Source organism: Nonomuraea sp. B1E8 (assembly GCF_039871515.1).
Classification (GTDB): Bacteria; Actinomycetota; Actinomycetes; order Streptosporangiales; family Streptosporangiaceae; genus Nonomuraea.
In genome coordinates this window covers 1-23875 of the sequence record NZ_JBDPLS010000030.1, presented here as the reverse complement: position 1 = coordinate 23875, position 23875 = coordinate 1, and the positions used below count along the sequence as shown (strand labels likewise).

Genomic DNA, 23875 nt, shown 5'->3' with positions numbered 1-23875 from the left:
GCAGGCATGGCCGATTTCACCTTGAACGCCAAGCGCTTCGACCCGTACAAGAACTTCAAATTTCGGGCGAAATGGGACGGGCGGTACGTCGCGGGCATCAGCAAGATCGGCACGTTGAAGCGGACCACCGAGGTGGTGTCCCATCGGCACGGAGGCGACCCGAGCAGCAGCCGAAAGTCGCCGGGACGGACCGAGTACGACGCCATCCTGCTGGAACGCGGCGTCACTCATGATCCCGACTTCGAGCAATGGGCGAACAAGGTGTGGAACTACGGCTCAGGGCTGGGTGCGGAGACCTCCCTGGCCGACTTCCGCAAGGACATCATCATCGAGATGTACAACGAGGCGGGCCAACTGGTCATCGCGTACAAGGTGTACCGATGCTGGGTGTCCGAGTGGATCGCACTGCCCGAGCTGGACGCGAACGCCAACGCGGTGGCCATCCAGAGCGTCAAGCTCGAGAACGAGGGGTGGGAACGCGATTACACGGTGGTCGAGCCCACCGAGCCGTCATACGTCGAGCCCTGACAGCCCAGCCCGCGATGACCACTCTGGACGATCCCGCACGCCTGCTCGAAGCGTGGGAGCGTGCCGCGTCGGCGCCACCGGTCACTCGCGGCCCGGTGCTGCTGCACTCCGCCGGGCTGTTGCCTGACCTCGACACCGCTCTGGAGATGCCGCTCGGGCTGGTCGCGGTGCTCGCCGCCCGGTTGTACGCCGACGCCTTCGGCGGCGTCGCGGACGTGATGATGACCTGTGGTTGCGGTGAAGTGCTCGAGGTGGCGTTGCCCCTGGAGCCGATCACAGAGCTGCCCACCGGTGAGTCGGGCGAAGCCTGCGGCGGCGCCCTGCGAGTGCGGCCCCCCAGCGCCCGCGACCTGCTGATGGCCGCCCAGGCCGACGACGCCCTGGCCGCCCTGCTCACCCGTTGTGTCCGGGATGCGACAGGCGGGCCGATCAGTCCGGCACAACTCACGGCCGACCAACTGGCAACCGTTGACGCTATCGCCGAGGGGCTGGCCGGAGCCGCGGCGGTGATGCTACGCGCCCACTGCCCCGCATGTGAGAGCGTCGTCGCCGTGTCACTCGACGTGGCCGAGTTGTTGTGGGAACGGGTCGCCGCCCACGCGCCCGCCCTGCTCGCGGAGGTCGCCACCCTGGCCACCGCCTTCGGCTGGGCGGAGGCGGAGATCCTAGCGCTGCCGGCCGGCCGCCGGCGGGCCTACCTGGCGTTGGCTGCTGGACGGACCGCATGAGCGGCGGCTTCTTCATCCGGATGGCGGGACGGGCCACTGGCAGGGAGCCGCTGGCCAGGCTCCGCGTGGCTCAGCCCTTCGAGGTGCCGCCACCGGAGTGGCCCGTCGAGACGCCGGCCGAGCCGCGGGCGGAACGGCCCGCCATCGTGCCGATCAGGCCGCCCGTACCGCCGTCCACGGCTGGCACTGCCCGCGGACCGCTGTCACGGACACCGCCGACGGCCATGGACGTGCCGGCCCAGAGCTTGACCACGATTCCCGAGCCGGCGGCGGTTCGGCCCTCGACGCCGTCGGTGCCGTCTGGTCCGCCGGTCCACTCTGCCGAAAGTCAGAGTCCGCCGGTCCCGTCTCACGAGGACCAGAGCCTGCCGGCCGAGCCTGACGACGGCCAGGGCTCGCCCGAACCTGACAGCGGCCCTACGCCTGCGCCGAGCAGGCGGCCGAGTACGCCACCGCCCGCCGGTCCTCCGGCTGCCGGCCCCGTACGTGCTCCTGTCCAAGACGTGGCCCGGCTCCTGCGCGAGCACCTCGGTCCGGAACTGGTCGCACGCGGTGTGGTGGAGCCGGGAGAGCGGCTGGTCTTCATCGACCGCCCGAAGACGTCCGGAGCGGCGCCGAAGCCCGGCACCGCCGAAGTGCGCACCAGCCCGGTCCGACCTTTGACGCCCGCCCGCTCCCTCGGGGCACCCGGCGCGCCCGTGAGTCCCTCGTCGGCCGGCGACGTTCACCTGCACATCGACCGGGTCGTGGTCACCCGAGCGCCCGCGCCGACGCCCCGGGCACCGGCACCTCAGCCCCCGTCCACCGTGGATCACGCCGCGTACCTCGCCCGTCGCAGGGAGGCTCGATGAGCAACAGCCTCGCCATCGCGGCGGTTACCTCGACTCTGCGTTACGTGCTGGAGCGAGCCCTCGAAGCCGACCACCCGGGCTCCGTGGGGGGCGCGACCGTCACCACGCTGCCTCCCGGTGATCTCGCCGGCACCGCCGTCACCGCCGCACCCGGAATCAACCTGCACCTGTACGACGTCCGCCCCAGCCACGCGTGGAACCTCACCGACCTGCCCACGCGGGGCAGTGACGGCGGCCTCGTCCGCAGGCCTATGGCCGCCCTCGACCTGTACTACCTGCTCACCTGTCATGGGGACGCGGAGTCGCTGGACGCCCAGCGGCTGCTCGGCCGCGCCGTGATCGCGCTGGCGGTCACGCCGATCCTCACCCGGGACGTGATCAACGAGGCGATCGAGCTGTACTCCGCCAACGTCCCGACCGGCTTCCTGGCCGAGTCCGACCTCGCCGACCAGATGGAACGGGTCAAGGTCGCGCCGTACACGTTGTCGATGGAGGAGATGTCCAAGCTGTGGGCCACCTTCTCCACCCCGCATCAGCTCTCCCAGACGTACGTGGCGACGGCCGCGCTGGTGGAGGCGGACGTCGCGCCGCGCAGGGCCCTGCCGGTACGGCAGCGGACCGTGTCCTTGGTCGCCGGCGGCCCCGCGGTGCTGGCCGAGGTCGTCGCAGGCCCGCGCGGCGCCGCCGTGACCGGCGATCGGATCGTGCTGCGCGGCAGCGGACTGCGTGGGTGTCCGAAGCAGATCACCCACGTCAGGATCGGCCCCGCCGTCCTCACGCCTGAGACCGGCGGCACCGCCGCAGAACTAGCGGTGACGCTTGACGGCACGGTGCCGGCCGGGCTGCACGGTGTCCAGGTCTCGCACGTCACGCCGGCCGCCGGTGCCGTCCCGGCCAGGGTCAACGCCACATCCAACGCGCTGCCGCTGCTGGTCCGCCCCAGTGTGGCGCCGACCGAAGACGGCGGAGAGCTGAAGGTCACGCCGCCGATGGTCGGCGGGCAGTCGGCCGCGATTCTGCTCAGCAGGCTCACACCCGCCCCACCCGGCGAGCCGGACGTGGTCAGCATCCGCTTCGCGCCGCTCGCTCCGGCCGCCGCGCCCCTGGATCGGCTGACCATCACTGACGACGAGGTGCCAGCCGGCGAGTGGTTGATCCGCGTGCGCGTGGACGGCGTGGACAGCGTGCCGGAACTGGTCGGAGAGGTTTACGGCGCGCCCGCCCTGACCGTGCCATGACCGGTGCCGGGCGCCGCCGCGCCCGGGTCGCTGACGCATCCGGCGCCTCGGACCATCCGTGGGAGGAGGCGAACCGGCTGGCGCTGATCGCCGAGCTGGATGTCCTGAGGGCCCGGATCATCGCATACCCGGACGAAGCCCATGAGAGCGTGGCAGCGGCGGACCGGCGACTGATCGCGGCCCGGACCCTGCTCGACCGCCCCTCGGCGCTGGACGAGCTCGCCGTCGCGCTGCGGTTGACTGGATTCGAACGAACGGTGCTGCTGCTGGCGGTCGGGCAGGAGCTGGCCGGGGAAGTGGCCGACGAGCTGACCGCCGCGCACGGGCAGCCTCGTCCCACCTTCGGGTTCGCCCTGGCGACGCTGCACGGCGCGCACTGGAGCGCGATCACCCCGGACGCGCCGCTGCGCCGCTGGGAGCTGATCCGCCTGCTGGACCCGGCCTCGCTCACCGGCAGCCCGCTCGTCGCCGACGAACGCCTGCTGCACCATCTGATGGGCGTGCGCTATCTCGAACCAGACCTCGCCGCGATCGCCCGCCCCGTTAAGCCGATGCCCGCGCTGCCGCCGTCCTTCGCCGCCGCTGCCGAGACGATTCGCACGGTGTGGGCGCGAGGCCGGCCCGTCGTCCTGCAGGGGCCTCAGCCGGCCAACCTGCCGGTGGTCGCCGCCGCGGCGGCGAAGGGCGCGGGACGAGACCTGCGGCTGATCTCCGTGGCAGACCTCCCCTCGGCGGTACGTGACCGCGACCGGCTGCTCCGCCTCGTCGGCAGGGAGAGCATCCTGGCGCCCGCCGCCTGGGCCTTCGACGCCGACGGAGCCCAGCCCGCGGAGGCGCACGCCCTGGTGCGCGCACTCGGCACGCTGTCCGCGCCGGTCGCGGTGCTCGGCCCGTTCGACACCGCCATCGCCGACGGGGTGCACATCGCGGTGCCGCGACTGCCCATACCCGAGCGGGTCGCAGCCCTGAAGTCCGCGCTGGACAGACACGCGGCCGGCCGTCCCGACGACGAGACGGCCACGGCCGCCGGGGTGTTCGACCTGGCGTTGCCCGATGTGGAGCTGGCCGCGGTCGATGCCGCTACCGGCACGCCGCTGTGGCCTGCCTGCCGTGCCCGCTCCCGCAGCCGCTACGGCACACAGGCCAGAGTCGTCCGCCCTCGAGCCTGCTGGGACGACCTGGTGTTGCCCGCCACACACCTGGAGCAGCTCCGGTCGCTGGTCGCCGCCGTCCGGCATCGGACCCGGGTGCTGCACGAATGGGGGTTCGCCGACCGCAGCGGCCGGGGCCTGGGAACCGCCGCGCTGTTCGCCGGGCACAGCGGCACCGGCAAGACCCTCGCCGCCGAGGTGATCGCCCGCGAGCTCGGCCTGGACCTGGTGGTGGTGGACCTCAGCCAGGTGGTCAGCAAGTTCATCGGCGAGACGGAGAAGAACCTCAGCCGGGTCTTCGACGCGGCCGAGGACGGGGCCGCCGTGCTCCTGTTCGACGAGGCGGACACCCTTTTCGGCAAGCGCACAGAAGTGCGCGACAGCCACGACAGGTACGCCAATCTCGAAGTCGGCTACCTGCTCCAGCGCATGGAATCGTTCTCCGGCCTGGCGATACTCACCACCAACGCCCGCTCCGCGCTGGACCAGGCATTCCTGCGCAGGCTACGGATCGTGGTGACCTTCCCCTACCCGGACCGGGCGGCCAGGGAGACGATGTGGCGCAAAGCGTTCCCCGACGGGGTGCCGGTCGACGGGGTGGACCCGGCCCGGCTCGCCGCGGTCGACCTCCCCGGCGGCGGCATCGCCGCGGCGGCGCTGACCGCCGCGTACCTGGGGGCGGATGAGGACCGGGTCACCGCGGAGCAACTGACCGTCGCCACGCGCTGGGAGCTGGCCAAGAACGGGCGCTCACTCGGGGGCCGCTGATCGCCCTGACCACTGGTTAGAACGCGCCGTGCACGTAGCGGAAGCGCCCGCCGTACCAGCCGACGAGCAGGTCGAGTGTCTCACGGGTCGCGTCGTCCATCGCCCCGGTGATCCGCCACTCGACCCGGCAGTCCGTGAACTGGGCCAGGATCTCCAAGTCCTTCTTCAACTGCACGACGTTGCGATTCGGCCGCAATGGGTCGCGACTGAGACTGAACCTCGTGACGTTCTTGCTTTCTCGCAGCACCACCGTCGGCCCGTCCATGAACATATGGTCGATGTAACGGCCACCGCCTCTACCTGTCGGTAGGAACACCTGCGCGGCCCCTTCTGGCGGGAACTCGGCGGCGAGCTGGGCCAGCCTGCGGTCCCCCCGCGGCCTGCTGAGCATCTTGGCGCGCACCTCCGCCTGCCGGGCCCCCGACACGACCTCGTTCGCCCGCCGAGGTACGATGGTGCCGGTTTCAAGAGCGTGCCCGGTCTCGCCGAGTTTGGCCTTTACCTCGCTCTCGATGGGGACCGCACCGGGTGGCTTCTTCAGCGGTGACAGACCTTCGGGGACGGCTCGCGGGTCGATGCCCCTGCCTGGCATCTGCGCCTGCTCGAAGACGTCCGCCACCCCGCGCTTGGTTCGGCTGGTCAGCCTCTGCTCGAGGGCCACGGCGGCCCGTGCGGCACCCTCGGGATCCGCGTGCGCGGACTCGGCGATCTGACGGAAGCGGGTACGGATGGCAGGATTCGTCCGCAGCTCCTCCTGGAACTTTTGGGCGATCCGGGACAACGATTCGCGCGTCTCCCGAGGTCCATTGGTGGTGTACTGGCCCAGAGGAGTGTGGCTGGCCACCATTTCGACCGCGTAGACGCTGGGACCGATCGGGGTGGCGGTGAACGTCTCGATCCACCTGTACCGCCGTTTCAGCGTCATCAGCAGGCCGAGCATGATCGGCACCGGCGTGTCGACGGCATCGTTGAGTTCCTTGATCATCTCTGCCCGGCCCAACGCCTCCGGGTACTGGGCCTCCTTGGCGATGTCGTCGGCGACCGTCGGCACTCCAGGCTCGTCCACCGCCCGGAGCGCGCCCTCTCCCAGTTCGCCGGCCTCCTTGGTGGCGGCCCGCTGGCCGGCCTCCCCGGCGGCCTCCTTGGCGGCGCCGGCTTCGGCCGCTTCGAGGGTCGTACGCTTGGCCCCGCTCTCGACGCCCTCCCGCGTGGCGCGGCTCGCCGCGTTGGCGGCTTCGTCGCTCAGGCCGAGCATGCGTCCGGCCCGGCTCTCGAGCCAGGTCAAGAAGTCGGCGGCGAACCGGAACCTGCTCAAGAACTTGCGGGCGGAGCCGATTCCCGTCATCAGCGGCTTGCCCAGCGGGCGCAGCGCCCGGCCGAGCACGCCGAACAGCTCACCCCCGAGGTCGAGGAAGCGCAGCAGGTAGCGCAGCAGCATCCTCAGCGGCGTCTCGGCCGCCTTCGCGGTGGTGTAGCCCCCGGCGGTGAGGTACATGACGAGGGCCTGGAGCAGCACGAAGCCGGTGACGAAGCCGATCTTCTTGCCCAGCTCGTAGTCCGGCAGCAGGATGAACCCCAGCAGCGCAGAAGCGGCCTTGGCGCCGAGTGACTGGGCGCCCGCCACCATCGCGGTCCAGGCCTCGCCCAGGAGTTCGCCCAGGCCCTTCACCGTGGTGCCGGCGTTCTTCACCTCGTCGCGCATGGTGTTCTCGACGGTGGCGGGGTCGACGTCGGGCTGCATGCCGTCAGCGGCCACGGCGTTGAGTCGGTCCTGCGACATCGCGGGGATGATCTCCGCGTCGGTCGGCTCGCTGGGCACGGGCGCGAGCTGCGCCGCCGTGCCTCCCGCCGCGTCAGCTGCGCTCGGTGTGGCCGGGGCCGCCTTGGCTGTTCCCGTGCCGGTAGGTGACGTCGGGGGCCGGGGCATCGCCAGGGCCGGAGCGTATCTCTCGATGACGCGGACCACCGCGCGGGAGCCGGCGACCAGCAGCTCGGCCAGCATGAACAGCAGTCGGAACGGGTCGATGATCCCGTCCACCACGCCCTGCACGATGCCCCAGGCCATGCCGGCCAGGAAAGCCAGACCCCCGCCGGCGGCCAAGCTCGCGATCTTGTTGCTGGCCTCGACGCGCTGCTGGTCGTCGACTTTCTCTCCATGACGGAGCTGGAGGAGGAAGCCCACCACGCCTTCCTGAACCAGAACGCCGAGCGGGCCGAGGCCGGGGAGCAGGACGGGCATCCCGCCGATCGTGGTGATCAACAGGTCGAGGACGAAGGCGATTACCGGCGGCTTGAGGTCGTCCGGACAGAGCATCCAGATCGCCGAGGTGAGGGCGACAGGAAGCATCAGCGGGTTGGCCACCACCTTGGCCAGCCGGACCAGGAAGTCGAGGATGGGGCGGAAGATCGCGAGGAGGGCGTCGAAGACGGCGCGCAGAGCCTTGACGAGCCCGCTGAACCCGCCGCGCGCCCAGGCGGCCATCCGGGCGAACTGGCCGGCCACCCTGGTGAGCAGGTAGGACACGCCGGACAGGCACGCGTTGGTGCCGAACGCGCCGCACAAGCCGCTCATCGCGGTGTCCACCTGCCCGGCCGCGTCGGCGAGCCAGGTCGCGGCGGCGGTCATGGTGTCGGCGGCCGCACTCACCTTGTCGATGACGACGGGCAGGATGCGCTCCTGCAACACTTGGCGCGCGGCGACAAGAATGTCATTGAAGTTCCAGTTCTCCCACAACCAGGTGAGTTTGTCCCATAGCGGCGGCAGGACCTGTGTCAGGACCACGATCGGCCCGAGCGGGGTGAGCATGACCAGCGCCCCGGCGGCCACCATGAGGGGCGTGCGGATCGGCGCGATGGCGGCGCGCAGCTTTTCCCAGGCGGAGCTGGCGAGGTTCGCCAGCCACTCGCGAACCCCCGCTGAGCTTTCCCAGGCCAGTCCGAACTGGGTGGTGAGCCACTTCCATACGTACTCGGGGCCGGCGCGGATCGGCGTGCCCAGCTCCCAGAGCCACGAGCTGAGGCGGGTGAAGCCCTCCCAGGCGGCGCCGCCGGCGTTGCCCAGCAGATCGAGCGCCGGGACCGCGAGATGGTCCCAGAAGCCGAGGAAAAGGTCGTTGACCGTCGCGGTGGCCGATCGGAGGTTCTGGAGTATCGGGCCCTCCCACTCCTGGAGGGCGTCCACCACCGGACGCAGGAGTGTGCCGACGGTCGCGCGCGCGGCATCGCCCAGTTTGGCCTGGACCTTGCCGACATCGTTCGCGAGACGGGTGAAGGCGGTCTCGATGTCGGACATCGGGTCGATGGTGTCGAGCCGAGACAGCAACCGGGCGGCCAGCGTGGTGACGCCGGTGCAGAGCAGCTCCCGCACCTGGCCCAGCGCGCCGCCGCGGAGCAGTTCAAGGAGCCCGGGAGCGAGCCGGTCGGCGACTACCGAGGCCGTCTCCAAGGCGCTCCCGGTGATCTCGCCACGCACTTCGCGGGCAGTGTCGAGCGCGCCGTGGCCCATAGCGGCAACGTCGCTCGCGGTATTGGTGACGAATCGGCCCACGTGGGTGTCGGCGAGCTCGAAGCATTGCACGCCGAGCGGTGCGGACCGAGCAGGCGGCGCCGGCGGGCCGCGGCCCGGGTGGTCGGCGGTCGTGCCCGCCGGGTGGGCGGCGGGGCGGGCCTGCTGGCGTACGTGGGCCAGCTCGTGGGCGAGCACCAGGTCCCTGCCTGGTGTGGCGTGCGGCGCGGCGCCGGAGCCGAGGACCACGTGGTTGCCGTAGGTGAAGGCATGGGCGCGGCGTTCCTTGGCAGCGAGCTTCGCGGCGAGGCCGTCGTGCAGGCGTACTCCGGCGAGGCTCATGCCGAGGGCCGGTTCGTACCGTGCGCGTTCGGCGCCGGTCAACGGGCGGCCCGGGCCCAGACGGGAGTCGGGCACGGTGGCCACCCGGGTGATCGGCCCTCCGGGTCGCGCCGCGGCCTTCACGCGGTCCTGCCGTCCGTCCGCCACCATCGGTGTGCCGCTCCGCCGGGTTGCGCGTTCCGTGGCCACGACGTGGGCGGCGGTGGCGTGGGCGTCGCGCTCGGCCGCGGGATCGGGCGGGGCATGTACGGGGATGCGCGCCACACTGTGTCTGCTGTGCGGCGGCGTGGCGGATCGGCGGTGTGCCCGCATGAGGGTTTCGTCCCTGGCGCACTCGGGTTCGCCCAGGTCGGCCGACTTGGGCGGACGTGTGCTCTCCGCGATCCTCATCCGCTCACGTTGTCCGAGGCCATCCACAAGCCGGCGGATTCCACCAGAGCGGGTCCGCTCGTGCAGATGTTGTCGCGGGCCACCCGCAGGATGGGCGGAGCCACATCGGCCGGGCCGGTCTCCACCCGGATGCCGTTCGTGGTGCCGAGGAACATGTTGCCCGCGACCACCGCGTGCGGGCCGAGCCGCCCCGCACAGCGCAGGCCCTGCATCGGGTAGTTCGGCGTGTTACCGGCGAAGTCGACCACGTTGGAGGTGATGTCCAGGCGACGGCAATGGCCGATGGATATGGCCTGATGGATGAAGGTCGTGGGAGCGCGCCACGGCGGGTTGATGGTGTTGCCAGAGATCCAGGCGTGCTGGACGGTCCGAGGCGAGCTGTCGCGGTGCCTGAGCGCGACGGTGATCCCGGCGAGGGCGCCGGTGACGACGTTGTCGCGAACGCGGACTTCGCCGGCTGTGCTGCCGGCGACGGTGATGCCGGCGCCGGACACCGAGAGGACGCTCAGGTCGTGGTGCACGCCGCCCAGCCAGGTGATGAACGAGGGGAAGAACCTGTTCAGGACGTCGGGCCGCATCAGGTCGTCGCGGACGAACGTCTGGAGTTCCTCGACGGTGCTGAATTCGGCGCCGTAGAGGTAGTCGCTCCATCCTTCGTCATCGTTGGCCACCTCCGTGGCGAACCCCGGGGGGAACCCGTTGACGACCGAGTAGCCCTTGCGCAGCCCGAGTGGATCATCTTCCTGGGCACGCAGCGGGTGTACGGCCCGCCGGGCCACAAGGCGGGCGAATCGCGGGTCGCGCAACCACTTGAGGAACCGGCCCCATGAGTCGTTGACGTTGTCGCTGGTCGCCGAGATGTCACAGCCGGTCACGTCCGTGCGCTCGCTGTCGATCACGAGCACCCCTGTCTGCGCATGACCGACCCTTACCCGGCAGTCTCGGATCGCAGTCCGGCTCACCGGCCAATATCCGCCACGTATGGTGATGCCGGCCGCCATGGCGACGGGTGCGTCGGTGATGGCGGCATGCACCCGTTCCACGAGCGCCGGACCGGAGCACTGGACGGTGAGCGCGCCAAGACGCTCATCGTGCTCGGTGGCCTGCGCCGCCACCGAGAGATCGCGTACCTGCACCTCGCCGCAGTTCACGAAACGCAGCGCCGCCCCGGCGGTCGAGCTGATCTTGGTGGCGACGGCGCCGGCCCCGGAGATCCGCACGCAGCCCACCCCGCTCAGTACCGCCGGCTCGGTCAGCTCCCACGTCCCGGAGGTCAGGCACAGGTCGAGCGCGGCGACCCCGTACAGCCCGGCGAAGAGCTGGACCAGGTCCGTCTCCGGCCGCACCACGAGACAGACGGAGCCGCCAGCTTCCTCCTGCCGCCGGCCGGTGACGCGAACCTCGGCGCCCACCGCGTGGCCGGCGTCGTCCAGGCGTACGGCGGTGAGCACGTGGGTGGCCGGGCCCGTCGCGGGCAGTCGCCAGCGCACGTCGGCCTGGCCCTGCTTGTCGGTCTGGAAGACGTTTTCTGCCGGGTCCGTGGTGGTGGGCACGCCGGTGGCCACGTTGCCGCCGGTGGCGGAGAACTTGACCCGGGCCCCCTGCACCGGCACACCGCCGTTGCGCACCACGACTCGTACCGGTTCGGGCAGCGGCTGACCGGCCGAAGCCTGCTGGCCGTCGCCGCCGAGCAGGTCGATGGTGACCAGTTCGGTCAGCGGCGGGGTGAGCCGGCGGCAACTCTCCACCCGGGTCCAGCGGCCCTTGCCGCCGGCGGTGCTCCGCTGGAGCATGCCGAGCACCGCGACGTGGTGCTCCGGGCCGAGTGGCGGGAGGGCGATCGGCTTCTTGTTCTCGTCCTCGGGCCATTCGATGGTGCCGGAAAGTGCGCTGATGCCGTACATGAGCCGCACCGTTCGGGCGGGAATGAGCCAGTGATCACCGGTCCGGAAGTCGCCGGCGCCGAACCGGACCTGGATGCCGGCCTTGTCCAGTTCGTCGGGACTGCTGTCGGCGGGCTGGGCCGGGCCGTCCCAGCGCCGGACGATGGGGGTGCTTCCGAGCGCCGCCAGGTCGGCGGGGGCGGTGGAGGCCCATTTGACGGGCAGGGCGAGCCCGTCCGGCGCGCCGGCGGTGGCGAGGTGGCCGGGCAGGCTGTGCAGTTCCCGGTCAGGGCTGGTGACCTCGACCAGATCGCCCTGGTGGAAGGAGAGCTCCTCGTCCCTGCCGATCCGGCTGAGCGTCAGGTCGGCGTCCATGCCCGCGGCGGAGGACGGGCCGATGGCGGTCAGCCCGGCCACCACGCTGCCGTTCTCCCGGGAATACAGGTAGCGGGCGATGCCGTCGGTACCCACATCGTGCACCTGGATCCGGTAGAGCTGGTTCTCCAGCCGGCGGTATCCGCCGGAGGTGCTCAACCGGCAGGGGTCGGCGGTGGCGTCGGGCTCGGGCAGGTCCGCGGTCATCGTGGGCGGCTTTCGGTCCCGCCACAGCGGGTCCGCCACGTCGGCGCAGGTGGTGCCGGCGGCGACCTTGACCAGGCGAACCTGCCACACGGTGCGCGCGCGGGTCGTCGTGTCAGTACTGCCGAGGGCGGAATCCAGCAGCCGGGGCACCTGATCGGCGGTGACGTGCTGGTTGAAACAGTCCAGCAGGACCGCGTAGCCGCCGTTGCCCGGCGGCTCGGGCAGCCCGGGAAGGTCGCCCACCCGGCGCAGGTACGGCTGGTCGGCGAGCTCGTGCCCGACCCCGCCGTCGGCAGGTGGGGCGGCCTCGACGAGAACGCCGTCCACGTAGTACCGGCCAGGCGTGATGCGCAGGTCGGCCCAGGCCGTGTCCTTGGGCACGGCCCCACTGGCGTCCACGAGGTCGAACCCGGCGCCGTCGAGCGGCCCGCCGGCCTGCCCGACGACGTCGCGGGTCCGCACCTCGTCATGCTGGGCGGTGATCTGAGTCTGTTCGTTCCACTCGGCGTCCAGCAGCACCCTGCCCTGCTGGAGCAGCACGGATCGATAACCCTTGCGCGGGTCGAACGTCCAGCGGGTGAAATCTCCCTGCACGTCAGCTCCCAAAGATCCCAAGTTCGATGCCGGCCGGCCGGTACGGATCGAGCTGCCGTTGCGCCGCCCGGAGCCGCAGCGGCCGTCGGAGGTGGTGGTGGACGCCAGGCTCGGCCCCGTACTCGCCGGCCTCCCGTATCGACGCCGAGCAGGATCCGGCGAGTGCCGGATAGGCCGGGGAGGCGGGATCGGTGGCAGCGTACGCTGGAAGTGCGCCGTCGGCGGGCACGCAGCGGTACCGGCGGGGTGTGCGTGAGCCGGGAGCGACGTAACTGAAGCGGAGGCAGCCGACCTGGCGGTCCGCCACCTCCAGCGGGCCGTCGAGTACGCAGCTCGACGCGTCGATGCTGCGGACGCGCACCGCGCCGCGCACCGTGGTCCCCTCCAGGCACGCGTGCACGCCCTCGCCGGTGAGTGCGGCGTCGCCGCCTGCCGTCGCGTCGAGGACCGAGGTGTCCACGGAGAGCAGCGGCACGGTGCGGGCGAGTTCGACCTCGCCCACCATCGACCGGCTGAGCCGCAGATGAAGGCGGCCGGTGGTGGAGCCGGCCCGCAGGGCGCCGGTGACGGTGGTGTGAGCGACGGTGAGGTGGCCGAGCCTGCCGGGCTCGACGACCAGGTCCCCCTCGATGAGCAGGCCGTCCACGACCACGCTGCTCCCAGGCCCTCCGTCGATCCGCAGCGTGCCGCGCAGGTGCGGGCGCAGCCCTCCGGGGGCGTACCGGCCGGGAACGGGGGCGAGCACCTCGCCGCCGGGCAGGCGGCGGGCCGGCCAGGTGGCTGCCACCAGCACCAGGCGGGTGCCGGCCGGCACGGTAACGGCGAGGTCGCCGGGGTAGGTGGCGCTGTCGGCGATGGAGACGACGTATGTGCCGTCGAGGGTGGTGTTGCCTGCCGCGGCCCAGGACGCCTCGGCCGCGGCGAGGCCCGCGGCGATGGTGGGCACGCTGCCGGCCGGAGCGGGGGCACCGGAGTAGACCTCGGTCTGGCCGACGGCGAGAGGAGCCGCAGCGCCGGGCGGGGTGAGCGAGCCGCCGGAGTCCATGGCCAGCAGCGCCTCGTGGGCGGCGGTGCGCTCGTAGGTGCCCGCGCCGACGTCCGCGAGCGCGCCATAGGCGTAACGGACGAAGACCGCGTCGGGGGCGTTGCCGTACACCCGCATTCGACCCCGCACCGGATCCACCATGACCTGCGGTTCCGGCCCGGAGGTGGGGTCTTCGAGCAGGCACACCCGGATCCGGTCTGGGGGGAGGTCGCGCTCGTCCACTCCGCCGACTCGCAGCCGTACGCCCAGCGGCAGCGCGGACACGGCGAGCGAGCCCGCGCGGGCCTGCTCCAGCAGGTTCTTCAGCCGGCGTGGGCGCAGCGGCAGCGGCAGGTCCGCCTCGGTGGCCAGCCTCTCGATGGCCTCCTCCCCGCGGGCCGGCGCGTACAGCGGCACGAGCCGGCCGAGCGGGTCGAAGGTCCATTCCGCGCCGTCGGGGCGCGCGTTCGCCCAGCCGCCGTTCGGGCCCAGGGGCACGTCCACGTCAGGGGCGCCCACCTCGTATGCCCGGGTGGGGAACAGGTGGACGGCGACGTGATCGATGCCGTAACGCCCGCGCCGGCTGGGAATGCGGCGCGCCTCGGCGGTGTGGCAGAGCGGGTCGAGCGCGCCGCGCGGGCCGGGTGGGCTGATCAGCTCGGTGGCCTCGACGCGCGCGGCGTCACGCAGCGACGCGGTGGCGGGCCGGTCGAGGCGCACATGGTTGAGGTGGGCGGCGGTGACCAGCAGCGGATGGTGCTCGAGCGCGCGGGCGGGCCAGTCGGTCACGTCCCTGGCGACCTGTTCGAGCACCGCCACCGTGCCCTTGCGCCGCCGGTACGCCACCGTGTTGGCGACCAGGGCGCGGCGGCTGACCGCGGCCCCTAGGTCGGCCGGCGGCTCGGCGAGGCCGACCAGGTCGGCGAGGTAGGGAACCAGCCATTCCGCGCAGGTTTCGATGAAGAACCCGTCGTGAAGCCGGTCGAGGTCGCGGTCGAGCAGATCCAGCTCGCCTTCGACCGCAGTGAGCAGCGCGCCGAGCGGGCCCGGGACGCCGTCAGGGGCGGACGCGGCATCGCGGGCAAGCAGGTGCACCGGGACGAGCGCCCGCAGGCGCTGCGCGGAGGAGCCGTTCATGTCATCCTCTCGATCGTCACGTCGGCGAGAGTGAGGACCTGCGCCGCGTGGAGGTCGCCGTCCCAGCGGGCGGGCAGGGCGGCCAGCAGGTCGGCGGAGGAACCGCCGGGCGGCGCCGCGAGCCGCGGCATGGTGCAGGCCCGCACCCCGGGAACCGCCCTGATCAGCACGAGCGCCTGGGAGGCCGGCACCGCGGTGGCGAAGCTGAGCGTCGGCGGCGTGTACGCGGCGGCGAGCGCGGCGCGTACCGCCGCCTCCACTTCCGCCCTCGGGTAGGCCGGATCGTGGGCCAGGCCGACGCGGAGCCCGAACATGACGTTCACACCGGGCAGCACGGCGAGCCGGGTGCCCGGGTCGCGGGCAGCCACCAGTGCCGCCCGCAGCGCCGCGATCAGCTCAGGTCCGGCCGGCGCGGCGCCGTCGTCTGCGGACGTGCCGGAGACGGAGAGCACCACCACCTGCTCCCGACCGTCCCAGACGGCGTCGGCGCGGCACAGGGTCACCCCGGCGTAGCCGGCGCCGAAGTCCTCATGGTCGGCGACCGAGACAGCCCGGTCCAAGGTGCGGATGCGCAGGGGCGCGTGCGCCCGGGCCTCGTCGATCCGCTCCGGGTCGGCCCAGTCTCGGGACGGGCCGGGGTTGGCGGCGGCCCGGATGCCGTACGGGCGGCGCGGCAGGATGCTGAGCTGCCCGGCCTTGACCGCGCCCGCCGCGCCGACGCCCACCCGGTAGGCGGCCTGCACGTTCTCCGTGCCGGACGGCAGCCGGGCGCCGTGCCTGCCGTCACCGGTGGTGACGGTGACCCGCCCGTCGTCGTCGAGCCGCTCGGTGAACATACGGTCTCCGGGTCCCGCGGTGTCCAGTGAGGCCACCGCGTCCCAGCGCACTCCGTCGACCCGCAATTGCAAGGTGCTGCGCGTACCGGCGGCGGTCTCGGCGCGAACGTGGGTGAGCGGGCCGCGTCGGGTGCGCATTCGCTGGAAGGCGACCGTGGGGTCACCGCTGCCGAGCGCCTGGACCACGGTCTCGCCGTGGGTGGCCGTGGCCACGTTGCCGTGCACCCGGAGGCCACGCGGGTCGTAGCCGCAGGTGAGATCGTGCTCCAGCTCGACCACCATGGTCCCGCCTCCGGCGTCGACCACGCAGGTCAGTATGGTCGCCGTCTCAGCGAGCGGCGGCGCGGTCGCGGCGGCCGCCAACGGGTCACGGGGTGGCCCGCCGGGCGGGAACCCGGCGACCACGACCCGCCGTCCCGGCGGCAGGGGCGGATCGGTGGCGGCGAGCGTGAGCCGGCGTCCGCCGACCGGCTCCATGAGCGGGCGCTCGCCGGCGGGCAGCGGCCGGGACTCGCAGCGGACCAGAGTGTCACGGCGGCCGAACGTGGCCAGGTTCTCGGTGATGTCGGTACGCACGAGCGTGGTCCTGCCGCTGACCCCGAACCGGGAGCCGCCGCCCGGCCAGGCCGCTTCGACGGCGTACAGCTCGCGGTAGCCGGGTCGCTCCAGCAGCAGCCATGAGCCCGGCACGACACGGGGATGGTCGCCGTCGACCTCCACCACATCGTCGGGGACGGGCTGGCCGTCGGGAAACGGCGTGTGGATGTTGCTCCATTCGTCATCCTCGATGAGTGAGGCGACGTGCTCGCCGGACAGCAGAGCGCCCATCGGGGCGTTCCAGCCGAACAGGTTCGTCCGGGTGCCGAAGGCGTGCACCTCCACCCCCTCCTCGGCGGTCAAGAACGCGGACGGCCGCCAGCCGATCCTGGCCGCCAGCCGCAGCCGGGTCCAGCCGGCGATACCGGGCGGTTCCTCCTCGACCGCGGCGAGGATGCGGAAGTCCCACCGCTCGTCGTCTCTCCGCTTGTCGCCTGCTGCCCGGCTGTGGACGGGGGTGCGCCCGTACCGGCGGCGCTCGGCGCCGACCACCAGCACCCCGTCCCCCGGTCGCAGACCGTGCGAGGTGCCGCGCAACCAGACGGTGTCGGTGGCGAAGCCGATCTTCTGCACCCCGGCCGTGACACCGGGGATCGCGTTCCACGCCGCGTGCGTGCGCAGATCCTCGACGGTCTCGAAGGTCTGCGGCAGCTCACCCTGACCGGGCATGGACTGCACGGGGGTGCCGGCGGGCACGTCCACCTCGGCCGGCGCGCCGGGTGCGTCCTCGACGTCGAACGCGATGTCCGCGGTGGCGGCGACGCCAGGACGGGGCTGGTAGCCGATCATCCCGGCGAGATGCCGGACCGAGGTCAGCTCGGTGGCGGTGCGCAGGAACCCCTCCTGAGCGATCCGCTCGGTGTAGAACGACACCACGTCGATCATCACCGCGGCGGCGTCCAGCAGCGCCGGCATCGGGTCCGCGGAATGCCCGGCCACCGCCCGCACGCCCGCGGGCATGTCCGGCCCGGCCAACGCCGCCCGCATCCGGGCCAGGGCATGACTGTGCGGGGCGACCCGCCAGCGCAGGGCGGACAGACCGGGCGTGTTGGTGACCTCAGGCAGAGGCATGCGCAGCGGGTCGCAGCCACATCCGCTCGTCCCGCAGCCGGTCACGCGTCACCCCTCAGGCGGAAGGAGACCTGGCCGTACTCCGGGTTGCTCGGATCGCTGTCGGCCCGCAGCACTTCGCGAGTTGCGGCCTCGATCCGGCCGCGAGCGACCTCCCCGGCGGACGGCCTGCCGAGCCGGCGGAACCGCAGGCCCGTGGTCTCGGAGTCGTCCACCTCGACGTAACGGACGCCGGGAACGGCCATGATCACGGCGACCAGGTCCGAGACGTACAGAGACTGGCCGAAGGTCAGCCGGTCCGGGTGGAAGAAGCCGAGCCGCCCGTCGGGCAGTGCCCGGGTAGACAACTCGGCGCGCAGCCGGCGCTCCACCTCCCCGGCGAGGTGGCCGTCGGCGACGCACACCTCAAGGACGATCTCCAGCGGGACGTGCACCGGCGGGGCCAGCTCGACGTCCACCCCGGCCAGCCGGCGTACGTCGAGGGTGGCCGCCACCTCGGCCGCGAGAGCGGGATCGCCAGCCCGGTGAGCCACCGGGTCGAGCGTGACCTCCTGGGCGTACCACGAACCTGTCCAGCGGCGCCGGGCCACCGCCCGCTGCACATTCGGGTTCTCTTCCGCGGCGGCGGCGTGGTCGGCGCTGGTGACGGCACGCAACTGGGTGCGAAAGGCATGCGGCGCGAGTTGTTTCACCTCGTCGATCGGTTGGGGATCCACGCCGCCAGCGGCAGGCAGCGGGTTGGTGACCGTCACCCCGGCGGGCACGGCGTGGACAGGGGCGGGCAGCGGGAGGATGAGCACGTCCGCGCCGACGTTGCCGGCGGCGCCGCCGCCGATCCTGGGCCAGGCGGTGACGGTGGTGCCGGGAGCGGGACGGCGGCCGTTGATCCCGTCTCCGTACCGCAGCCGCACGGCCCCGCCGTCCTCGGGTTCGGCGACGACGTGAGCGTCGAGCCGGCCGCTGGTGAGCAGATCGGGCACGGGTGTCCAGGTCCTGGCGCCGTCGTCGAGCAGCACGGCGGGCAGCGCGCGGCACGGATCGGGGAGCAGGGCGGCGGTGGCGCTGTGGCCGTCAACGACGGTGTCGGTCCAGGACAGGCGGTGTGGGCCGGTGGGCAGCCTGGGCTCGTACCGGCCATCGGCAGGAGCCTGGGACGGCAGCAACATCCGTGGCGGCAGTGTGGCCGCGTGCTCGGCGAGCGCGACATTGGCCAGCGCGACGGCGGCCGGTGCGGCGCTGTCGTCGGCGGCGCGGCGGGCCACCGGCAGCGGGATTACGAGGGCGTCCGCGGCGGCCCAGTGCAGCTCGACGACGATCGTCCCGGCGGGCGCGAGCGGGTCGGCGCGCACGATCGGGTCGCGGACAAGCCGGACGGCATGGCGACGCCCCTCGTCACCGGCCACCGCGCCGCTCTCGTCGATCGGGGCGAGGATGAGCACGTCACCGGCGCGCAGGCGTGGGTCCATGGCGGCGGGGTGGCGTAGCCAGCAACTGGTGGCGCCGACCGGCAGGCATGCGTCCGGATCGCCCCAGGCGTGCAGATCGAGCCGGTTGCGATCCGGGTGCAGCGGCACCGGTAGCAGGGTCTCGAAGACCGTGGCGCCGGCGTCCAGCGCCGACTCCACACCGGTGCCTGGCGGCAGCGGCCCATCGACGGCGGCGACCGGCGCGCGCGCCGGCACGTCAGCCGGCGCGGAGGCGTGGAATGCCAGCCACGTCCTGGCGGCACAGCCCTCGTGCATCCGGTAGTCGAGCAGCCGGGCATGACGGCGCACGGAGGGGCGCAGCCGGGCGGTGGCGAGGTGGGCCTCGGCGGCGATCGCGTCCTGCCGATAGGTCAGCCGGTCTCCCGCGTACGCGAACAGTTCGGCGAGGGTGACCAGCGGGTCGGCGGGGTTGCGATCGGTCCAGCCGGGCAGCAGCACGGCGAGCCGGTCGAGCAGCCGGTCGCGGAGCCCGACGTAGTCGCGGGCCAGGTAGTCCAGGGCGGGGCTGACGGCGGGCACGGGCGGGCAGACGTCGTCGGTCCGGCAGTCGATCTCCTCGTGACAGTCGACCCTGAACGCGAACGAGCAGGTGGACAGCGGCTCGTCGAAGCCCGCCGGGGAACCCTCGCCGTCGGGGCCGGTGAGCGTGAGCAGGTAGCGGGACCAGTCGCCGGCAGAGGAGGTGCGGACCACGAGGACCCGGGCCCGGTCGGCGGGCGGGACGGCCTCCTTCACCAAGCTTTTGTCCGCGGCGTCGACGCCCGGTGGCGCCTGGGCGACCAGGGCGTCGGCGGGGTGGGCCCAGAGCACCCGCACCGGGTTGACCTGCGGGTCGACGCGAGCGCCGCCAAGGACGCGTACCCAGGTGGCATCGAGGCCGGCGGGGACAGGGCCTCTCATCAGGTGAACCAGGAGGGTGCCATGGCGGACGCCGGACCGGTGGGCGAGCACCTCGACGTGGTCGATCCCGTTGAGGGCGCTCTCCCCCTCGACCAGTGCCCTGCGGGCCTCCCGGTTCAGCAGCGCGGTCATGGCGATCCACCGAGGACGCTGAGGCTGCGGCGCTCGCCGACGGCGGTGCCCGCGAACAGCGGCACGTAGGTGACCGTGACCCGCAGTCGGCTGTCGTGGGCCTCCACCACCACATCGTCGACCTGGACGAGGTCGCCGAGCCAGCGTTGCAGCGCGCCGTGCACGAGCGTCCGGCTCGCGTGGACCATCTCGTCCCCGGTGGGGGCGAAGACCAGCCGGTCGACCCCGCTGCCGAAGTCGGGACGGTTGACCCGCTCGCCCGGGCGCGTGAACAGCACCGTCTCGACCAGGCCCCGCAGGTAGTCCTCGTCGGACACCAGGGTGGTGCGGCCGCGGCTGCCGACGCGGAGCGGAAAGCCGACGTGACGTGCGGGAGTCATGTCGCCACCACCCGGAGCTGGCTCGCGGTCACCGTCAGGGGCACGCCGGTGGGCGCGCAGGTGGCCAGTCCGCCGGCCAGGACGAGGGGCTGGCCCATGGATCGCACCCGGACGCTGCCGACGCTCCACACGCCGGCCACACAGGGGCCGCCGTAGACGGGCGGGAACGGGCAGGCCGCCACCGTCCACGGTCCGGCGAGCAGCACGGTGCGCTCCCCGCCGACGAGGACCCGCGGGTTGGGCACGGTGGGGGTGGCCCGCCCGCCGTGCGCGCAGACCACCACCGCGCCCTGGTGCACGATCGCGGCGGGCATCAGGTCACCTCCAAGGCACCGTCGTTGAGCGAGACCCGCTTGCCGTCGAGAACGACGGAGGTCGCGCCGGTGGAGAACTCGATCCCGGCGGGCCCCAGGACCACCTTCAGCGGGACCAGCACGGCAGGTGGCCCGACTTCGATCGTCAGCCCGCCGGCCAGCGGCAGATCGCTCACCGTGATCGTGACGGAATCGGATTTGAACACCCGTTGCTGAGGCAGCCCGGGCGCCGGTGACTCGCCGAGCCGCCAGTAGCAGCCCAGCAGGACCGGGTAATTGGGGTTGCCGCCCTCGAAGCCCACCCAGGCGGCGGTGCCGACCGGCGGGAGGGTGAAACCGCCGACCCCGTTGCCGGCGTACGTCACGCAGGGTTCGGCCCAGGCCAGCCGGCCGTCGCCGAACACCTTGGGCACGGAGACCTGCACCCGCCCGCGCAGCAACGGGTCGATGTTGCTCTTCACCGTACCCCGGTACACGCCGAAGAACTGCCTGGTCATCGCGGCTCCTCCCAGATGGTCATCGCGGGCTCCTCGGCAGCGCGGGAGTGACGGCGCCGTGCCCGTCCCGGGCCAGCGTGAACCCGACGAGGTAGCCGCCGTAGGCGAGGTCGTGCTCGACCTTGCGGACGTACCAGAGGCCGTCGTGCGTCCACCCGGCGCCGCGCATGCCGACGAGGCCGCGCGGGCGCAGCACCGAGCCGTAACGGGCGCCGTCGGCGTTGCCCTCGGCGACCACGGCGTCTGAGGCCCGGTCGACCTCGCCCTGCGCGCGGGCGAAGGCGGAGGCGACATCGCTGGTGCCCTCACGTAGCCGGCGGCGCCGCACGTTGTCGGCCTCGGCCTTGGCGAACGGAACGGCGCCCAGCGGCGGCCGGGTGCTCACCACGGCCGCGACGGGCAGTGTCACCCCGGTACGCCGGTCGTGCACGGCCCCGGTCACGGTGGCGGGGCCGGTGGCCTCGGTGCGGAATGACACGTCCCGCACGTTGCTGTCGGAGCCCAGGTCGACGGCGAGCGCGGGCTGCGGCGCCCCGACGCGCACTGGTGGTCCCCAGTAGAACGAGCTGATCCCGGGCAGGGGTCCCGGGTCCACGTAGGTGACGTAGCCGTGCTGCCGAGCGAGTTCGGTGAGATGTTCCAGGTCGGTGCCATGCTGCGTGGGGATCCGATCGATGGGCAGCGGAGGGTCGGTAACCGGGGTGGGCAGCACCATGGGCCGGATGCCCTGCGTCGCGTACGGGGCGAGGATCTTCAGCACCGTCAGGTAGTCGTCGAGCGCCGGGTGCTCGATGTCGCGGTCCTCGCGGTCGAGCAGGTTGCCCACGTCCTCCCCGGTGATGGTGCAGGTCGCGGTGCCTGCGCCAGTGCCGGGGTCGAGCCGGGTCTCGGTGACGATGCCGTCGACGAGCACCTTGGGGACGAGCCCGAAGGTGAGTACGAGCACCACGCGGGCGAACGGGGCGAGCGGGCTCTGAGGGCCGAACGGGGAGTCCAGGGCGGCGAGCGGGCCGGATCGCCCGGCGTCGAAGACGAGGGAGAAGACGCTTCGCTCGCCATCGCTCTCGGTGATGCGGGCCGAGCGCCATCGTTGTGCCAGGTCGACCGGCAACGGCAGCGGGATGGTCCGTCCGGCCAGGACCGTGAGCCGGAGCCCGGAACCGAGCAGCACGTCACACCCCCGGCAGCGGGATGACGATCAGATCGCCTTCCGCGTCCGGGCCGGTCAGCTCGTCGGGGTCGACGGCGCCGTTGGCGTCGGCTATGCGCCACCAGGCGGTGGGATCACCCAGATAGCGGTGGCTGACCAGGTCGAGCCGGTCCGCGGCCGTGACCCGGTGCACCGCGGCGGTCAGGATGTCACGCGGGTCGGGCAGGGCCCGGCGGCGGAGGTAGCGGACCTCGCGCAGCCCGCCGGTGCCGTCGGGCACGGTGGTGCTCGCGATGGGCACGGAGTCGTAGCGGCCGGACATCGCAGCTCACGCCCGGATCAGGTCGCTGACGGCGCCGACCGCGCCGATGACCGCCCCCGCCGTGGCGAGGACCTCCTTGGCGACCAGGTGTGCGAGGTACATGCCGTAGCCGACGTCGGTCAGGGAGAGGTCGTCGTAGGTGAGCACCTGGGCGGAGACGTCCACGGTGGCGCGGATCGGGCTCAGCGTGGGATTGAACGCCTGCTCGGTGATGCCGAGCTGGGTGATCTTCACGGGCACCACCCGGTTGGGGCCCCAGACCAGGACCGCCATCGGCAGCTCCACCGGAAGGATCTCGATGGCGCCCGCGGCGAGCAGGGCGGAGTTGGAGATCACGCGGATGCTGCCTGGATGCAGCAGCATCTCCAGCACCGACAACTGCGGCAGGATGCCGACCGTCGCGGCGATCGGGTCGCCGGTCTCCATCTGGTCGGTGGCATCGATGTCCACGGTCATCGCGATGGTCTCGGTCGGCGCTCCCCAGGCCCGGTGTGCGTCGGCGGAGCGCTTGCCCGACTCTCCGGTGGAGCGGGGCGCGATGGTGCGCTGCACCTGATCGGGGTTGTACTGGAACACCACCGTCCGCGACAGCGGTCCCAACGGCTCGACCGCGATGATGGCGCCCCGCAAGGTGGGCGGGCTGCCTGGGAAGCTGCTCACGTCGCCTACGATGCCCTGGAGCCGTCGCCGCAGCGTCACGCCGGCGTCACCTCTGGGGACGGGCCGAACTCTTCGAGGATCCTGGAACCCGCCGCTCGAGTCGTCCTCACCGACGCCGCGCTGAAGGACGTTCTTCACCATCATGTACGGTCCGATGGCCACGGCCATCCCAGAGGCTTGGCGGACATGGAGAGTCCAGAGAACGCGACGGTCATCGCCGTGGCTGACGTGTTCGACGTCGTCGCCTCTGGACGTGCTTACCGGCCGGTGAGGAGCATCGAAACAGCTCTCGAAATCACGAGGCAGGAGGCGGGGAGCGACCCTCGATCCTGAGCCTGAATCCACGGCGTGAAGTTCGGGACGAGGCTCGCGAAATGAAGTGAGGTGTCCCTTGAGCTGGGAGGATGGGAGTTCTCTACGCTTCCATCGGCCCGCTGCAAAGGACACCTCGTAAGTTGGAATTCTTTCACGCCGCCAGCCGTACGCAGGCGATCTTCGATGACGAACACGTGATCTCCTACGCCGGGCTTGCTCCGGCGCTGCGGCTGGCCGAGCGGAGCGGCCTGGACCGCCTGGTCGGCGAGCACCTGGCGCTGGGCGCGGCCGACGGCGTCAACGCGCCAGCGAAGGTGGTCTCGATCGTGGCCGGGATGACCTGGATCGTCATCGACGTGGACGCCACGCTCATCACCGCCCACTCCGACAAACAGGGCGCCTCGGCCACCTTCAAGAAGGGGTACGGCTTCCATCCGCTGGCTGCTTGGTGCGCCAACACCCAGGAATGCCTGGCGATGCTGCTGCGGACCGG

17 protein-coding genes and 1 pseudogene are annotated in these 23875 nt (G+C 72.3%); 6 read left to right on the top strand and 12 right to left on the bottom strand.

The window, feature by feature from the left end; genetic code table 11:
• Window positions 1-6: 6 nt before the first annotated feature.
• Together ABGA98_RS45170 and ABGA98_RS45165 are read left to right on the top strand one after the other, a co-directional pair.
• On the top strand, window positions 7-528 hold the full coding sequence (locus ABGA98_RS45170) for a phage tail protein (RefSeq protein ID WP_347624658.1): 522 nt from the start codon (window positions 7-9) through the stop codon (window positions 526-528).
• A gap of 14 nt (window positions 529-542) precedes the next feature.
• A complete protein-coding gene (locus ABGA98_RS45165) occupies window positions 543-1256 on the top strand; it encodes a hypothetical protein (protein WP_347624657.1) in 714 nt (237 codons plus the stop codon).
• Window positions 1257-1326: 70 nt separating this feature from the next.
• Here the strand turns inward: ABGA98_RS45165 and ABGA98_RS45160 are convergent, their stop codons facing one another.
• Window positions 1327-1509, bottom strand: a complete 183-nt coding sequence (locus tag ABGA98_RS45160; RefSeq protein ID WP_347624656.1) for a hypothetical protein — start codon at window positions 1507-1509, stop codon at window positions 1327-1329.
• Between the two features lie 250 nt (window positions 1510-1759).
• On the opposite strand from ABGA98_RS45160, the gene ABGA98_RS45155 reads away from it, so the two are divergent.
• The 3 genes from ABGA98_RS45155 to ABGA98_RS45145 are packed head-to-tail and all read left to right on the top strand — an operon-like array spanning window position 1760 to window position 5264.
• A complete protein-coding gene (locus tag ABGA98_RS45155; protein WP_347624655.1) occupies window positions 1760-2107 on the top strand; it encodes a hypothetical protein in 348 nt (115 codons plus the stop codon).
• Window positions 2104-3345 carry a DUF4255 domain-containing protein gene (locus ABGA98_RS45150; RefSeq protein ID WP_347624654.1) on the top strand — a complete coding sequence of 414 codons (1242 nt, stop codon included), beginning with the start codon at window positions 2104-2106 and terminating at the stop codon, window positions 3343-3345. Before ABGA98_RS45155 ends, ABGA98_RS45150 begins: the two co-directional genes overlap by 4 nt.
• Window positions 3342-5264: an AAA family ATPase gene (locus tag ABGA98_RS45145; protein WP_347624653.1), complete on the top strand. Its 1923-nt coding sequence runs from the start codon at window positions 3342-3344 to the stop codon at window positions 5262-5264. The genes ABGA98_RS45150 and ABGA98_RS45145 overlap by 4 nt, the downstream gene beginning before the upstream one ends.
• Window positions 5265-5280: 16 nt before the next feature.
• On the opposite strand, the gene ABGA98_RS45140 is transcribed toward ABGA98_RS45145, so the two are convergent.
• From ABGA98_RS45140 to ABGA98_RS45090, 11 genes are read right to left on the bottom strand one after another with little or no spacing between them, the layout of a single operon-like run.
• Window positions 5281-9501, bottom strand: coding sequence for a DUF4157 domain-containing protein (locus tag ABGA98_RS45140; RefSeq protein WP_347624652.1), 4221 nt, complete (start codon window positions 9499-9501; stop codon window positions 5281-5283).
• A complete protein-coding gene (locus ABGA98_RS45135; protein ID WP_347624651.1) occupies window positions 9498-12560 on the bottom strand; it encodes a DUF6519 domain-containing protein in 3063 nt (1020 codons plus the stop codon). The genes ABGA98_RS45140 and ABGA98_RS45135 overlap by 4 nt, the downstream gene beginning before the upstream one ends.
• 1 nt (window position 12561) lies before the next feature.
• Entirely contained in the window at window positions 12562-14721 is a 2160-nt protein-coding gene (locus ABGA98_RS45130) for a hypothetical protein (RefSeq protein WP_347624650.1), read from the bottom strand.
• Complete coding sequence (locus ABGA98_RS45125) at window positions 14718-17225, bottom strand: hypothetical protein (protein WP_347624649.1); 2508 nt, start codon at window positions 17223-17225, stop codon at window positions 14718-14720. Before ABGA98_RS45125 ends, ABGA98_RS45130 begins: the two co-directional genes overlap by 4 nt.
• 41 nt (window positions 17226-17266) lie before the next feature.
• On the bottom strand, window positions 17267-19744 hold the full coding sequence (locus ABGA98_RS45120) for a putative baseplate assembly protein (RefSeq protein WP_347624648.1): 2478 nt from the start codon (window positions 19742-19744) through the stop codon (window positions 17267-17269).
• A complete protein-coding gene (locus ABGA98_RS45115) occupies window positions 19741-20124 on the bottom strand; it encodes a GPW/gp25 family protein (RefSeq protein WP_347624647.1) in 384 nt (127 codons plus the stop codon). The genes ABGA98_RS45120 and ABGA98_RS45115 overlap by 4 nt, the downstream gene beginning before the upstream one ends.
• Window positions 20121-20438, bottom strand: a complete 318-nt coding sequence (locus ABGA98_RS45110; protein ID WP_347624646.1) for a hypothetical protein — start codon at window positions 20436-20438, stop codon at window positions 20121-20123. The genes ABGA98_RS45115 and ABGA98_RS45110 overlap by 4 nt, the downstream gene beginning before the upstream one ends.
• Window positions 20438-20935, bottom strand: coding sequence for a phage baseplate assembly protein V (locus ABGA98_RS45105; protein ID WP_347624645.1), 498 nt, complete (start codon window positions 20933-20935; stop codon window positions 20438-20440). The genes ABGA98_RS45110 and ABGA98_RS45105 overlap by 1 nt, the downstream gene beginning before the upstream one ends.
• Before the next feature lie 19 nt (window positions 20936-20954).
• Entirely contained in the window at window positions 20955-22106 is a 1152-nt protein-coding gene (locus ABGA98_RS45100) for a hypothetical protein (RefSeq protein ID WP_347624644.1), read from the bottom strand.
• A gap of 1 nt (window position 22107) precedes the next feature.
• Window positions 22108-22407 (bottom strand): LysM domain-containing protein, encoded by a 300-nt coding sequence (locus ABGA98_RS45095; protein ID WP_347624643.1) that lies wholly within the window; start codon window positions 22405-22407, stop codon window positions 22108-22110.
• A gap of 6 nt (window positions 22408-22413) precedes the next feature.
• The gene (locus ABGA98_RS45090) at window positions 22414-23067 is read right to left on the bottom strand and encodes a hypothetical protein (protein WP_347624642.1); all 654 of its coding nucleotides are present in this window, start codon (window positions 23065-23067) and stop codon (window positions 22414-22416) included.
• Window positions 23068-23726: 659 nt separating this feature from the next.
• Here ABGA98_RS45090 and ABGA98_RS45085 point away from each other — a divergent pair.
• Window positions 23727-23875 (top strand): annotated as a pseudogene (locus ABGA98_RS45085) (transposase); the annotation flags it as partial.